Annotated in this window: 10 protein-coding genes and 1 pseudogene; 3 read left to right on the forward strand and 8 right to left on the reverse strand. The window is 68.5% G+C overall.

Features of this window, described 5'->3' with window-relative positions; genetic code table 11:
* Positions 1-264 precede the first annotated feature (264 nt).
* The 3 genes and pseudogenes from QC765_RS13285 to QC765_RS13295 form a co-directional block, all read right to left on the reverse strand.
* Positions 265-3,276, reverse strand: a complete 3,012-nt coding sequence (locus tag QC765_RS13285) for a Tn3 family transposase (protein WP_039586110.1) — start codon at positions 3,274-3,276, stop codon at positions 265-267.
* A 169-nt stretch (positions 3,277-3,445) separates the two neighbouring features.
* Positions 3,446-3,658: pseudogene (locus tag QC765_RS13290) on the reverse strand (heavy metal translocating P-type ATPase); the annotation flags it as partial.
* Between the two features lie 744 nt (positions 3,659-4,402).
* The gene (locus QC765_RS13295) at positions 4,403-6,010 is read right to left on the reverse strand and encodes a multicopper oxidase family protein (RefSeq protein ID WP_039586143.1); all 1,608 of its coding nucleotides are present in this window, start codon (positions 6,008-6,010) and stop codon (positions 4,403-4,405) included.
* A 23-nt stretch (positions 6,011-6,033) separates the two neighbouring features.
* Between QC765_RS13295 and QC765_RS13300 the strand changes: the two genes are divergently transcribed.
* The gene (locus QC765_RS13300) at positions 6,034-6,525 is read left to right on the forward strand and encodes a Tn3 family transposase (protein WP_138846010.1); all 492 of its coding nucleotides are present in this window, start codon (positions 6,034-6,036) and stop codon (positions 6,523-6,525) included.
* Here QC765_RS13300 and QC765_RS13305 read toward each other — a convergent pair.
* The 5 genes from QC765_RS13305 to QC765_RS13325 all read right to left on the reverse strand — a co-directional run bounded on the left by QC765_RS13305 (position 6,510) and on the right by QC765_RS13325 (position 12,183).
* Positions 6,510-7,367 carry a F510_1955 family glycosylhydrolase gene (locus tag QC765_RS13305; protein ID WP_037217562.1) on the reverse strand — a complete coding sequence of 286 codons (858 nt, stop codon included), beginning with the start codon at positions 7,365-7,367 and terminating at the stop codon, positions 6,510-6,512. The two genes, QC765_RS13300 and QC765_RS13305, sit on opposite strands and share 16 nt — an antisense overlap.
* A 38-nt stretch (positions 7,368-7,405) precedes the next feature.
* A complete protein-coding gene (locus QC765_RS13310; protein WP_052227334.1) occupies positions 7,406-9,595 on the reverse strand; it encodes a copper-translocating P-type ATPase in 2,190 nt (729 codons plus the stop codon).
* 46 nt (positions 9,596-9,641) lie between these two features.
* The gene (locus QC765_RS13315; protein ID WP_006554275.1) at positions 9,642-10,307 is read right to left on the reverse strand and encodes a DUF305 domain-containing protein; all 666 of its coding nucleotides are present in this window, start codon (positions 10,305-10,307) and stop codon (positions 9,642-9,644) included.
* A gap of 78 nt (positions 10,308-10,385) precedes the next feature.
* Positions 10,386-11,876: a multicopper oxidase family protein gene (locus QC765_RS13320; protein WP_373876756.1), complete on the reverse strand. Its 1,491-nt coding sequence runs from the start codon at positions 11,874-11,876 to the stop codon at positions 10,386-10,388.
* Between the two features lie 19 nt (positions 11,877-11,895).
* Positions 11,896-12,183, reverse strand: a complete 288-nt coding sequence (locus QC765_RS13325) for an SHOCT domain-containing protein (protein ID WP_006554273.1) — start codon at positions 12,181-12,183, stop codon at positions 11,896-11,898.
* A 215-nt stretch (positions 12,184-12,398) separates the two neighbouring features.
* On the opposite strand from QC765_RS13325, the gene QC765_RS13330 reads away from it, so the two are divergent.
* Entirely contained in the window at positions 12,399-13,091 is a 693-nt protein-coding gene (locus QC765_RS13330; protein ID WP_037217568.1) for a response regulator, read from the forward strand.
* Positions 13,088-14,233, forward strand: a complete 1,146-nt coding sequence (locus QC765_RS13335; protein ID WP_006554271.1) for a sensor histidine kinase — start codon at positions 13,088-13,090, stop codon at positions 14,231-14,233. The genes QC765_RS13330 and QC765_RS13335 overlap by 4 nt, the downstream gene beginning before the upstream one ends.
* Positions 14,234-14,236: the final 3 nt, after the last annotated feature.

Here is a 14,236-nt window from a genome sequence, read left to right on the forward strand (position 1 = left end):
TCACCATCGTGACATCACTCCTTCTGGGCCCTTCATGGCCCAGTGTTCAGGATGTCCACACTCCGGGGGGAATGCCCAACGATCAGTGCCCGCGTCACCTACCGCAATCCGCAAAGGGCTCCGGCCGTCCCATCGCCCATGAGCACCGCCGATCCCAACACGGCGGGGATGACCATGCAGCCCGTCGCCGACGCCTACACCAGCTCACACGCCCCCTGCCGACGCCCTCGTCGACCCCCGCAACCGAGGCACCGTGCTGCTGACTCAGAACAGGGTGTCGCGTACCCGCAGCGGCCGGTACCCGGTCGGGCCGAGCGCGGCGAGTTCGGCGTCGATGTCGACCTCGATCGCGCCGAAGAAGTTGATGTTCTCGCTGTGGGCGGGGCTGATATGGGCCAGCACCTCGTCATCGATGCGGCGCCCGGCACGGCGCATCTGCTCGACCGCGAGCCCGTAATACTCGGTGGTCCAGGCGATCACGGCGTTGGTGGCCAAGGTCAGGCACCACGCCTGCTCGGTCTGGTCGTCGAGCTGGCGGGCGCGGATCATGCCCTCGTGCGCATAGAGCAGGTCGCGGCGCAGCGCGTGCAGGGACTCGCCCTTGTTGAGCTGGCGGGAGATCTTGCGTCGATAGTCCGGATCCGACAGATACTTCGCGGCGTAGACGGTGCGCCGGACCGCGCCGTACTCCTTGAGCGCGGTGGCCAGGGTGTTCTGCCGCCCGGACGCGGACAGCTTGCCGACCAGCAGCGAGGCGGTGGCGTGCCCGAACTTCAGCGACCCCGCCAGCCGCAGCAGATCGTCCCAGTGCTCGGCGATCAACTCCAGATTCGCTTTGCGGGTCATCAGCGGTCCGGCGTGCGGGAACCGGGCCTCGGTCTCGCGGCGGGGGCCGGGCCGGTACAGGGTGATCCGGCCCAGGTCCCGGATCCGGGGTGAGAGCTGCATCCCGAGCAGGTCGAACAACCCGAAATTCACCAGAGTCACCCCGTGGGTGTCGGTGGCGTGTTCGGTGATCGGCAGATCCGTGGCGTTGCCCAGGATTTCATCGAGCACGTAGTGCGCTTCGCGTTTGGTGGCGACGATGATCTTCGTGCCGTAGGTGGCGTGCTGATCGGTGACATGGGTGTAGGTCGACAGCACCCGGCCGCCGTGGATGACCATCTCCCGCGCCGAAGTCGACTTACCGCGCACCGGGAACCGCTGCCCGTCGCTGGATGACAGCGTGCCCGCACCGAACACCGTGGTCAGCGGCAACCTTTGGTGGTAGTCGATGATCGCCAGGTTCGCCGCCCGCAGCGTCTCCTCGCGGACATACCATTCCGCCGTCCACGCGAGGATGTCGTAGGAGATGCCGCAGGCCTCCGCCATCCGGGTCAAACCCAGGTTCGTCGAATACGCCAGCAGCACCGCGATGAGGTTGCGTTTCAGCTCCGGGGTGCGGGTCTGCTTGCCCGAGGCGTGAGTGAAACAGTCCAGGTAGCCGGTGCGTTTGTCCAGCTCGATCAGCAACGACACGATCGGCGCGAACGGCAGCATCTCCGTCAGCTCCGCCTTCAACGACTTCGCCTCCTCGGGGACCTCTTCGGCGGTCAACGGCGAGATCACCAGACCCCCGCCCTCGTCCACACGGACCGGGCCGTCCCCGCCGGCCAGCACCGCCTCCAGCCCTTCGACCGCCTCGTGCAGCTCATCGACTACCGCCGCCAACCCTTCGCCGGGGTCGGCGGGTTTGCCGACCAGGCGGCAGAACTCGGCCCGCTGCGGCGCCCACTGCCCGGTAGTGAGCAGGTAGGCGGCCGGATCGGCGTAGCGGCGCGACCCCGGCACGAACACATCCCCGCTACGCAAACCGTCCCGCAACCCCAGCAGCACACACAGCTCCCAATAGTGCCGATACGCGGTGACACTGCCCGATTTCCGGGCCTCGTCGAGATAGCCGCGCCACTTGACCGGCACGAACCCCGCCGGTGCCTCGTCGAACACCTTCCGACGTCCGGTGGCGTTCAGCTCGCGCAGCATGTCCACCGCAACCAGCAGCTCCGTCGCCGCGGTGCCGCCGGCGAACCGCACCGCCGACAACACCGCCGGAGTGAACTGCCGCAGATAGCTATACGACGAATCCAGTGCGGCCAGATGCCCGTGATCACGCGGCAGCCGCGGTTTGGCCGCCGCGATCGCCGCCCGCAACCGCTCCCACCCGATCGCATCGCCCCGGACCAGACCGCCAACGTCTTCGTCGGGGATCTGCGGGTCATTGATGATCGCCAGCAACTCATCGAGGAGGGCCTGGCGATCCTCTCCCGTTTTGCCGCGTTCGGCCAACTGCTGCTGCATGCGCCGCTCGGCCTGGCCGAACTTCGCCGAGATCGCCTGATCGAACAGCGCCACCACCTCATCGAGCACATCGGTCGCCGACTGCGCCAGCACCGTCAACAAGATCGGATACCGGCGTTGCGGCTCTCGACGTTCGAGGGCCTGCGGGGTCAGACGCCGGCCCATCGTGGCCAGAAACCGGCGCCGCTCGGCGGGCAGCACCGACATGTCGAGGCGGTCCGCGCCCATCCCGCGCAGGAACCCCAGCTTCTCGACCTCGGCGCGCACCGCCTGCGCCGACGCCTCCACCGGAGGCGTCGACAGCCACCGCAGCCGCGACACCCCCAGCGAGGGATCGGTGACCAGCAACGAATCCAGCTCCGTGCACCGTTCGGGTGTGAACTCGTGCGCGAGCCGGTCATAGGTTTCGGTCTGCGCCTGGTGACGGGCGTGGGCGACTCGCTCCACCACCGTGACCGGGCCCGGCCGGATCACCCGCGCCGAGATCAGGTACTCGCACGCCAGCCGGAACAGCAGCGTCGGGGAATCATGCTCCATCGCCCGCGCCAGCAAGAACTCGTCCAGCTCCTTCGACTCCAACGCCCCGGCCGCCCGCCAGCCCAGATACTGCGCGGCCAAACGTGCGTGCTCGGTGCGGGTCTTGGCGCGCCTGCCGTACGAACCGATCCCCACCGCATCCACCCGCAACTGCTCAGCCAGCCGGGCCACCGCCACCGGCGGCGCCGTAGTCAACCGGTCCGGCACAAAACCCAGCCACGGCAGAGTGCACAACGCCACCGCCAAACCCAACCGGTCCGCCGGACCCCGGCCACGACCCGGATCCACAAACGCCAGATCAGCCGGAGTCAACGTGAAAAACCGGAACAACTCCTCACGGCTGATCTCCGGGAACCCCCGCAGACGCTCCAACTCCTCGTCCGCGAACACCCGCGTCGCCACGAACCCCAACCTCCAGCACGCCGATCAACCCTCATCGGCAGCCAAGCCAAGCACCAACCACCCCACCGTGCACCCCGAACACGAAAACCCTGCTCTACCAGCCCACTACGCCATATCCGCCCGAAATTCGGCCGATACTACGGCGACCCCTGTTTCCCACCACCGATCAAATCCCGGGCCGGCGCGACCGGAGTTCGGCCCAGCCGCCGGTGAGGAACGGCGTGCCGCCGTAGACGAAGATCACCGTGCCCAGCACCGGCGGAATCCACATCGCGCCGGGGAAGTCCGGCATGGGGTAGCCGAGCAGGTCGGCGACCATGTGGCTGAACGCGACGACCGGCACCGACAGGATCAGACTGACCCAGAACCGCCGGCGGAACATCTCCCCGCGTGCCCCGTGCCCGGCATGCCGATCGTGACCCCCGTGCCCGGCATGCCGATCGTGACCTCCGTGCCAGGTATGAGCAGCGCCTTGTCCTCGCGAAGTCAGGGCGATGCGGCGGTATCGATGGCCCGACACGCTAAATACTGGATGCCGCTACGGATGTCTTGCTGTGCAGCTGTACCCGTACCCGTTGTGTCAACGCAGCGCGGGGACCGCAGCTGCTGCCGCTCGTCGCCTGACGCATCGACGAGGGGTCCCGGGAGTAATGGCGCAAAACCACGAGGTTCGCGTAGTTCCTGATCGGCGGTGATTTCTCGGTTCGGGCTGCGGACCGGGATGGTTGGCGCTCGGCTTGGCTATTGATGAGGTTGGTCGGCGTTTTGGGAGGCTGGGGTTCGCGGCGACGCGGGCATTCGGGAGCGAGGAGTTGCAGCGACTTCGGGAGTTCCCGGAGATCAGTCGTGAGGAGTTGTTCCGGCACTTCACGCTGACCCCGGCTGATCCGACATTCGTTGCTCCGCAGGGCAGGGCCCTGCAGTCCGTCTTGGCTGGCGTGGTGCCCCGCGAGCACGGCCACACCCGCGGCGGATGCCCTACGAAACAATCAGACCCTCTCCACCCCTGCGTTAGACATCCGGTCCACACCGACCGGGTACCGAACCGGCCGGGTTACCGAGAAGAACGCGCCCGGCGGGGTGCATCACCGGTGCCGGGTGCCGGTGACGCACCCCCACACGGCGCTCAGCTCCGGTAGTCGAGCCTGGTCATCATGCCCGCGTCTTGGTGGTAGCCGTTGTGACAGTGCAGCATCCAGTAACCGGGATTGTCAGCGACGAGGTTGACTTCGATCTTCTGCATCGGCAGGACGATCACGGTGTCCTTACGCGGTCCTGGGGTGCCATCGGCGCGGACGACCTGGAACGTGTGCCCGTGCAGGTGCATCGGATGCCACATCATCGACATGTTGGTGAACGTCAATCGGGCATGCTGGCCTTCCCGGACGGTCAGTGGCTCCATCTGGTCGAACATCCGGCCGTTGATCGTCCACTGATAGCTCATCATGTCGCCACCGAGATCGGCCGTCAGGTTCACATCCGGCGGTCCCTGGGGAAGCATCACTTCACCGGTGGCCGAGAACGAGTGCACGGTGCCGACCTGCCCGGCGAGTTCGGTGGGCCGCATACCTGGATCCGGCACGGCGCCGGCGCCTGTCCGGAGCAGGGCGCGGGTCTGCGCGTTCTTACCCTCTGCCGCGGCGACGAGCGGAAAGACGCCGTCTGCGGCCGTGACGATGACGTCGTAGCGTTCGGACATTCCGACCAACAGTGCATCGACCTCGGTGGGGACCACAGGGAAGCCGTCGGTGTGGGTGACGGTCATGCGGTGCCCGGCGAGCGCGACCCGGAACGCGGTGTCGGCACCGGTGTTGATGATACGAATCCGGATCCGCTGGCCCGGCTTGGCGGTGAACGAAGAAGGAGACTCCGGGACGCGGCCGTTGATCAGATAGAGCGGGTAGGTGACATCCCCGGCGTCACCGCCGAGAAGGTTGTCGCTCGTCCCATCGGACAAGCCGCTGGTGGGCGGCTGAGCCATGCCCGACATGCCTGATGACATGCCTGATGACATGCCCGGCATGCCGGACATACCTGGCATGCTCATCCCGGGCATGGAGCCGTGATCCATCGATCCCATCCCACCTTCGCGGAGTTCGTCGAGAATCTGTTGAGGGCTGCGACCGACACCATCGGTCCAGTCATCGAGGACCACGATCCATTCCGCGTCGTACGACAAGGGTTCGTTGGGGTCGTCGACGATCACCGGCGCATACAGCCCGTAGTCCGTTTGCCCACCGACATGTGGGTGGGCCCAGAAGGTGCCCGAGTGCGGCACCGAGAACCGGTAGGTGAAGGACTCGCCCGGCTTGATGTCGGGGCTTGCGGGGGCGGCGCCGTCCATGTCGTTGCGCAGAGCGATGCCATGCCAGTGCACCGATGTGGGATCAGACATCTTGTTGTCGACCGTGACGGCCAGCTCGTCACCGACGCCGGCGCGGATCACCTGTCCCGGCACCGTGTCGCCGTAGGCGTAGGAACGCACTGTTGGTCCGCCGAGGTCGAGTTCTGTCATTTGCGGGGTGAGGTTGGCAGTGACGGTACGACCGGTGTGAGGGCGTTTCGCCTCGGCAGCGAGAATCGCGCTCTGCTCGACGCTCGCTGCTGTGGTGCCGGGCGTCGTCGAGGTTGTCTTGCTGCACGCGGTCAGCGCCAGACCGCCGATGCCCACCGAGGTGGCGGTGAGGAATGTTCGCCTGCTGACGCGGGGACCGAAGTTGCCGGAGGGGGTCACGAAACTCTCCTGAAGAGTGTGCGGTGCGCGCCAGCATGTGGGGCGCGCTGGGAACCGAACAGCTGACCGGACTCCGTATCGGAAGGACACAGGTCGGGTCGGATCCGATCACGTGCGCAGGACACATTTCCGGTGCAAAATCTCCACACCGGACGCTGACGGGGCCGCCACCGCCGCCACCGACCGAGGCCCGCCGCGTAGCTGCATGCGATGTCGCTGCCGGTGTTCGGCCGGGGCACTCTGTCGGGGTTCGACCTGCTGCCCGCATCCGCAACCGGCACGACCTGAACTTCTACCGCCCCGAGGCGAGCGCCCGCTATCAGCACATCGATTCGCTGTTCGGCGACAACGTCCTCGACTGGGCGCTGCTCGAGACCCACCGGCCGGACCTGATGTGCACTGTCCCCTCGACCCGGGATGGACGATTGTCGTCGGTGACGCGGCTGCGCAAACTGGGCAACCATTCCCGCAATAAGGCCCGGATCAGTGCTCATCGGGGTCAGTCCAGTGGGTAGAGCGTCTGGGCGGTCGCGGCATAGGCGGTGTCGAAGTCGACGGCCAGCACGGCTTCGACCGGCCCGACCACCGCGTGTTGTTCCCAGCTCTGGCCGGTGCGGCTGCGCCAGGCGGTGCCGGTGGTGTCGACCCCCCACAGGGAGCCGTCGCTCGCGGCGGAGAGCAACGCCAGCGGCGGGGCGTCGGGCACCAGGGTGAAGGTGCGCCCGGCGTCGGTGCTGTGTTTGAGTCCGGCGGTGGTGGTCGCCCACACTCCGGTGTCGGTGACGGCGAGCGCGGCCGCGGCCAGCGGGGCGCCGGCACTCCAGGTGGCGCCGTCGTCGGTGGAGGTCAGCAGGCCGGTGCCGCCCTCGTATCCGACCAGCAGCTCTCCGTCGGTGGCCAGGGCATGAAAGTCGACTTCACCGGTCAGGGATTTCGGTGTCCAGGTGCGGCCGCCATCGAGGCTTTCGATCAGTCCCAGTGGGTTCGGGGCGGAGCTGGACGGCCCCGGATGCCCGGACGCGAAAAGGTGGTCGCTGCCGGGCACGCCGGTCAGTCCCATGAAGTCGTCGTCGGAGCCCCCGAGGCGGGTGGTGCGCCCGTCGGTGGCGAGGTCGACGAGGCCGGTGTGGGTGCCGGCCAGCACCGCCCCGCCGGGGGCCAGATGCAGACCGTGCAGGTGATCGAGCGCCGGGGCCAACGCCACCCCGGGCACCGACGACTCGACCGCCGCCACCCCGGCCCCGGACCCGGACCCGGCCGGGGTGGGTGGCTCGCCGGTCGAACACCCGACCAGCACCGCCGCAGCAGCCACAGGGACAAGGACATGCGCCCACCGGCGCAGGGGAAAACTCCACATGAAAAACAAACTCGTTTCGGATCGGGTCGGGTGCCGGCTCAGGTGCGGGCCAGGCGGGCGGGGTCGAGGTCGAGGCGGCGCAGCAGCTGAGCATTGAGCGCGACCACGATCGTCGAGACCGACATGAGGATCGCGGCCACCGCCGGGGAGATCGCGACCCCGGCGAAGGCCAGCACCCCGGCGGCGAGCGGAACGGCGATGATGTTGTAGCCGGTGGCCCACACCAGGTTCTGCCACATCTTGCGGTAGCTGGCATGCGAGAGCGCGATGATCGACAGCACCGCCCGCGGATCGTTCGCCGCGAGCACGACGCCGGCGGATTCGATGGCCACATCGGTGCCTGCACCGATCGCGACGCCGACATCGGCGCGGGCCAAAGCGGGGGCGTCGTTGACACCGTCGCCGACCATCGCGACCGTGTGCCCGCGGTTCTGCAGTTCGGTGACCTTGGCGTCCTTGTGTTCGGGCAGCACCTCGGCGAACACCTCGTCGATACCGAGATCGGCCGCCACCGCGTCGGCGACCTGCCGCGCATCCCCGGTGATCATCGCGACCTTCACCCCACGGGCGTGCAACGCGTCGATGGCCTGACGCGATTCCTCGCGCACGGCGTCCTCCAGCGCCACCGCCCCGAGCACCCGGTCACCCTCGGCCAGGTGCAGCACCGAAGCCCCGCGCCGGATCCACCCGGCGGTGACGGCGGTGACGTCCGCGGGCACCGACAACGACAGGTCGGTGAGCATCGCCGGTCCGCCGACCGTCACCTCGGTGCCGTCGACGATCGCGCGCACCCCGCGTCCGGGTAGCGACCGGAAGTCGGTGGCGACGATCCGCTCGCCCGCCGGGACACGACTGTCGGCGGCGGCGACGATGGCCCGCGCGACGGGATGTTCACTGTCGGCCTCGACCGCCGCGGCCAACGCCAGCACCTGCTCGTCGCTGATCCCGTCGGTCACAGCGACGCCGGTGACCTGATGCCGGCCCTGGGTCAACGTGCCGGTCTTGTCGAAGAGCACCACATCGACGGTGCGCATGCGTTCGAGCGAGAGCCGGTCCTTGACCAGCACCCCGGCCTGGGCGGCGCGTTCGGTGGAGATCGCGATCACCAGCGGGATCGCCAAACCGAGGGCGTGGGGGCAGGCGATGACCAGCACGGTGACGGTGCGCACCACGGCCTCGTCGACGTTGCCGAGCAGCGACCACACCGTAAAGGTGACGATGCCCGCGATGGCGGCGAAGTAGAACAGGAACGCCGCGGCCTTGTCCGCCAGTGCCTGGGCGCGAGAGGAGGAGGCCTGGGCGTCGGCGACCATCCGTTGGATGCCGGCCAGGGCAGTGTCGTCGCCGACCGCGGTGATGCGCACCCGCAGCGCGCTGTCGGTGGCGACGGTGCCGGCGACCACGGTGTCCCCGACCTGCCGGGTGACCGCTTTGGATTCGCCGGTGATCATCGATTCGTCGACCTCGGCGCGGCCGTCGGTGACGGTGCCGTCGGCGGGCACTCGCGCCCCGGCGCGAACCAGCACCCGATCGCCACGGGACAGCTCCGAGATCGGCACCTCGCGGGTGCCGTCATCGGTGATCTTCTCCGCGGTGTCCGGGAGCATCGCGGCCAGGGCTTCGAGGGCGCCCGATGCCGAGCCGAGGGCACGCATCTCGAGCCAGTGCCCGAGCAGCATGATCACGATCAGCAGCGCCAGCTCCCACCAGAAATCCAGGTTGAATCCGCCGAGTCCGAGGGTGGTGACCCAGGACGCGACGAATGCGACGCTGATGGCCATGGCGATGAGCAGCATCATCCCGGGGCGGCGCGAGCGGAGTTCGGCCCAGCCGCCGGTGAGGAACGGCGTGCCGCCGTAGACGAAGATCACCGTGCCCAGCACCGGCGGAATCCACATCGCGCCGGGGAAGTCCGGCATGGGGTAGCCGAGCAGGTCGGCGACCATGTGGCTGAACGCGACGACCGGCACCGACAGGATCAGGCTGACCCAGAACCGGCGGCGGAACATCTCCCCGTGCGCCCCGTGCCCGGCATGTCGATCATGGCCCCCGTGCCCGGTGTGACCCTCGTGCCCGGTGTGGCCTTCGTGCCCGACATGGGCGAGGTGCTCACCGTGACCGGCGTGCGCATCATGTTCATCGGGGGGCGGACTCTGCGTCACCGCACCGTGGTCATGCCCGGCGGATGCCGGCTCCGGGTCGTTGGGTCCGTGCTCGGGGCGCGCCATCGAGACAAGCTCCTGACTGTAGTGGGTTGGGAAACGAACGCGGTGTCTACAGGGTGGTCAGCAGCTGGCGCATGGTGTCGATCTCCTGCTGCTGGGTGTCGACGATGGTGCGGGCCATCTCGACGGCGTCGGGGAACTGTCCGTCCTCGATCTCGGTCTGCGCCATGTCGATCGCGCCTTCGTGGTGGGCGATCATCTGCTCGAGGAACAGGCGAGCGGCGTCGGTGCCCTGCGCATCGGACAGTGCCTGCATGTCCTCCTCACTCATCATCCCTTCCATCTGCATTCCCTCCATTCCCTCCATACCGTCCATGCCCTCGTCCATGTCCATGCCGGGCATGTCGTTGTTGCCGGTTTCGGGCATCTCGGTGGGCTCGCCCCACTGCTCGAGCCAGGATTCGAGCTGCGCGATCTCCGGGCCCTGAGCGGCCTTGATCTGCTCGGCCAGCGCGGTCACGTCGGCGGGGATGTCCTGCTTGGCCAGCAGCATGTCGCTCATCTCGATGGCCTGACTGTGGTGCGGGATCATCATCTGCGCGAACATCACGTCGGCGTCGTTGTGCGCTGCCGCTTCGTCGGCGGCGGAGGCGGTGGCCGAGGTGGTGGCGCTCGATGTGGCGGCGGTGGTGCCGGTGTCGGAGTCGCTGCACGCCGCCGCGGTGAACACCACCGCCAGCGCCATGGCGCCGACGGCGAGAGTCTTCTTGTTCATGAGTGGATCCTTTCCTCGAACGGTCACAGACACAGGTGAACCAACGACGGGGTATCCCCGCAGCCGGCGCACCCTGGACTAGGCCAGGTAGGACACGGTGGTCATCATCCCGGCCTCCTGGTGGTAGGCGTTGTGGCAGTGCAGGGCCCATTGGCCCGGGTTGTCGGTGTCGAATTCGATCTCGACGGTGCGCATCGGCCCGATGGTGACGGTGTCCTTGCGCAGACCGGTGTCGGTGAGCGCGAAGGTGTGCCCGTGCAGGTGCATCGGGTGGAACATGTCCGACATGTTCCGCATCCGCATACGTACCCGCTGCCCTTCGCTCACGTCCAGCGGCGGGATGTCGGGGTGGGCCCGGCCGTTGAGGGTCCACCGGTACGGCGACATGGTCCCGCCCATATCCACGCTGTGATACAGGTCGTGATCGCGCTCCGTCAGCCGCACATACTCGCGGGGCGCGAGGTCGGTGCCGAGCAGCACCCGCCGCTCCAGCTCCTCGGGCCGGGACCGTGCGGGTAGCTCGCCGACGGCGGTGCGCACCAGCGCTAGCCCGTGCCCGGTCTTGCCTTCCGCCTGCGCGAACAACGGGAACACGCCGTCGCCGAGGGTGACGAGCACGTCGAAGCGCTCGCCCATGCCGATCAGCAGTGCGTCGGTGTCCTGCGGCACGACGGGGAAGCCGTCGGTGTGGGTGACGGTCATCCGGTGCCCGCCCAGCGCAACACGGAAGGCGGTGTCCGCGCCGGCGTTGACGAACCGGATCCGTACCCGCTGCCGCGGTGTGGCGGTGAAAACCATCGGGTCCTCGGGGACTCGGCCGCCGACCAGGAAGTGCGGGTAGGAGACGTCCCCGGCGCCGCCGAGCAGCGGGGAGAGCATCGTATCCTCCCCCATGTCCATGCCGTCCATGCCGTCCATGGCGCCGTGGTCCATCCCGCCCATCCCGGCATCGTCGCTCTCGCCGGTGGCGCCGATGCCGAGGTCGCGGCCCACCTCGTCCGGGGTGCGGCCGGTACCGTCGAGCCAGTCGTCGAGCACCACGATCCACTCGTGGTCGTAGTCGCCGGGCTCGAGCGGGTCGTCGATGACCAGCGCGCCGTACAGGCCGCGGTCGAGCTGCAGCCCGGAATGCGAATGGTAGAAGTACGTGCCCGGATCCGGGACGGTGAACTCGTAGGTAAACCGGCCGCCGGCGGTGATGGGGTCCTGGGTCAACCCGGGTACCCCGTCCATGTCGTTGCTCAGCGCCAGGCCGTGCCAGTGCACGCTCGTCTCGACCGGCAGCCGGTTGTCGACCTCCACCCGCAGCAGATCCCCGGCGCGGGCCCGGAGCAGGGGTCCGGGCAGATTCTGGTCGTAGCCCCAGGTGGAGACGACGCGCCCACCGAGGTCCACCTCGACCGGACGCGGCGTCAACCGGGCCGAGACCACTCGCTGGCCGGGGCTGCGGCGCTGCTGCTCGAGCCGGCGCACCACGCCCGACGAGGCGGTCACCGGCGCACCGGTCGGCGATCCGGATCCGGAACAGGCCGCCAGCGCCCCGGCACCGACGAAAAGCGATCCGAGCATGAAGGACCGGCGGGTCAGTTCACCCACGGATCGGCTCCTGTCGGCCGCTGCCATCGGCCGTGCCCCTGGTCGGGGTCAGTAGCTGACGGCGTGCGACGAATTCGTCGTAGTCGATATCGCCGCGGGCGAAACGCGCTTCGAGCACCTGCAGCGGACCTGCCTCGTGTTCGGTGCCGTCTGGCCCGCTTGCGCGGTCGGTGCGGAACATGGCGGCCATCAGGTAGAGCACCACCGCCCAGAACGCGAGCATGCACACGGCCATGAGAATCCATCCGGTCAAGCTCAGCTCACCTGCCCAGCCCATCATGATCGTCCCCTTCCTTCTCTTCGTGCTTCCAGCCTCGCGCACGGACCCCGGTAATCCGGTGGAGGTTGCATGAAGATTTGCTCAAGAAGTCCGGCCCGCAACGTCAGCGCCGGACGCTACTGGCGATGATGGATGCCATGGACACCTCTGCGCGCACGCCCGAGACCAGCAGCGACACCGCAACGGTGCGGCGCCCGCCGACGGGGTTGCGGGCGATGGTCGTCGAGGACGAGGCGCCGCTGGCGAACCTGGTGGGCAGCTACCTCGAACGCGACGGGTTCGAGGTCACGATCACCGGTGACGGCGCCGACGCGGTCGGCCTCGCCCGGCAGGTCGATCCCGATGTCGTGGTCCTGGATCTGGGCCTGCCACATCTGGACGGTGTCGAGGTGTGCCGGCAACTGCGCACCTTCTCCGACGCCTACGTGGTGATGCTCACCGCCCGCACCGAGGAAGTCGACACCCTCATCGGGCTCTCCGTCGGCGCGGATGACTACATGAGCAAACCGTTCAGCCCCCGGGAGTTGACGGCCCGCATCCAGGCCATGCTGCGTCGCCCCCGCACCCACACCCCCCGGCCGGCCGAGTCTGTTCCGGGCACGCCCGCCCGCAACTTCGGTGACCTGGCCATCGACGTCGACGGCCGTGAGGTCACCGTCGGCGGCGTGCCGGTGGCACTCACCCGCACCGAATTCGACGTCCTCGCCGCCCTGTCCCAGGATCCCGCTGTCGTTCTCAGCCGGACGCAGCTGATCGAAGCGGTGTGGGGTCCGAGCTGGGTCGGGGACGAGCAGCTGGTCAACGTGCACATCGGGCATCTGCGCCGCAAACTCGGCGACGACGCCACCGAAGGCCGCTACGTGCGCACCGTCCGCGGCGTCGGCTACCGGATGGGCACCGGACAATGAACACTCGGATCCCCGCGTCGGGGCCGTCGCTGCGACGGGCACTGACCGGTTCGAGTTTCGGCACCCGACTGTTCCTCGCCCTGACCGTGGTGGTGGTCGGCTGCGCGGTCAGCGCCTGGCTCGTCGCCTCCGCGCTCGCGCCCGGCATCTTCCACGATCACCTCGGCCAGGCCGGCATCGACCACAACTCCAGCGAAGCCGCCCACGTCGAACAGGCATTCACCCGGGCGATCATCCTGGCCTGGGGCCTGGCCATCGCGATCGCCGTGCTCCTGGCGCTGGCGGTGAGCTGGTACTTCACCCGCCGCGTCCAACGCTCGCTGACCGCCGTGACCGCCTCCACGGCCCGGATCGCCGATGGCCACTACGACACCCGCGTGCCCAGTCCCGGACTCGGCGGCGAATTCGACGAACTCGCCGCCACCGTCAACGAACTCGCCCGCCGGCTCGACGCCACCGAAACCACCCGGCGTCGGATGCTCGCCGACCTCGGCCACGAGATGCGCACCCCCATCGCCACCCTCGACTCCTACCTCGAAGCCCTCGACGACGGCATCCGCACCTTCGACGACGACACCCGGGCGGTCCTGCGCGCCGCCACCCACCGGCTGGGTCGTCTCGCCCAGGACATCACCGCGGTCTCGCGCGCCGAAGAACACCTCACCCGCATCCGGCCGGTGCCCACCACCACCGGCGCCCTGGTCACCACCGCGGTGGATGCCGTGCGCGAACAGTACGACAGCAAGGGCGTTGCCGTGCACAGCCGTATCGACGACTCCGCAGCTGTGACGGTCGATCCCGACCGGCTCGGTCAGGTGCTGGGCAATCTACTCGACAACGCCCTGCGCCACACCCCCAACGGGGGCACGGTCACCGTCACCAGCAGACGAGTGGACAACGGTCATGCGGAGATCGCCGTCGCCGACACCGGTGACGGCATCACCCCCGATCACCTCGATCATCTGTTCGACCGGTTCTACCGGGCCGATGCCGCCCGCGACCGCCGACACGGTGGGAGCGGCATCGGCCTGACCATCACCCGAGCCCTCGTCGAAGCTCACCACGGGCGTATCCAGGCGCACAGCGAGGGACCCGGCCGTGGGGCACGCTTCACCGTCGAACTGCCCACCGCCGGGTACTGAAAC

This window comes from Hoyosella levis (assembly GCF_026008515.1).
GTDB classification, from domain to species: Bacteria; Actinomycetota; Actinomycetes; order Mycobacteriales; family Mycobacteriaceae; genus Lolliginicoccus; species Lolliginicoccus levis.

What these genes read in the sequence shown, in the direction of transcription:
- QC765_RS13305 (WP_037217562.1), bottom strand. Translation starts at nt 7,367, where the DNA reads ATGTGGAGTTTTCCCCTGCGCCGGTGGGCGCATGTCCTTGTCCCTGTG.
- QC765_RS13310 (WP_052227334.1), bottom strand. Translation starts at nt 9,595, where the DNA reads ATGGCGCGCCCCGAGCACGGACCCAACGACCCGGAGCCGGCATCCGCC.
- QC765_RS13315 (WP_006554275.1), bottom strand. Translation starts at nt 10,307, where the DNA reads ATGAACAAGAAGACTCTCGCCGTCGGCGCCATGGCGCTGGCGGTGGTG.
- QC765_RS13320 (WP_373876756.1), bottom strand. Translation starts at nt 11,876, where the DNA reads ATGCTCGGATCGCTTTTCGTCGGTGCCGGGGCGCTGGCGGCCTGTTCC.
- QC765_RS13325 (WP_006554273.1), bottom strand. Translation starts at nt 12,183, where the DNA reads ATGATGGGCTGGGCAGGTGAGCTGAGCTTGACCGGATGGATTCTCATG.
- QC765_RS13330 (WP_037217568.1), top strand. Translation starts at nt 12,399, where the DNA reads ATGGTCGTCGAGGACGAGGCGCCGCTGGCGAACCTGGTGGGCAGCTAC.
- QC765_RS13335 (WP_006554271.1), top strand. Translation starts at nt 13,088, where the DNA reads ATGAACACTCGGATCCCCGCGTCGGGGCCGTCGCTGCGACGGGCACTG.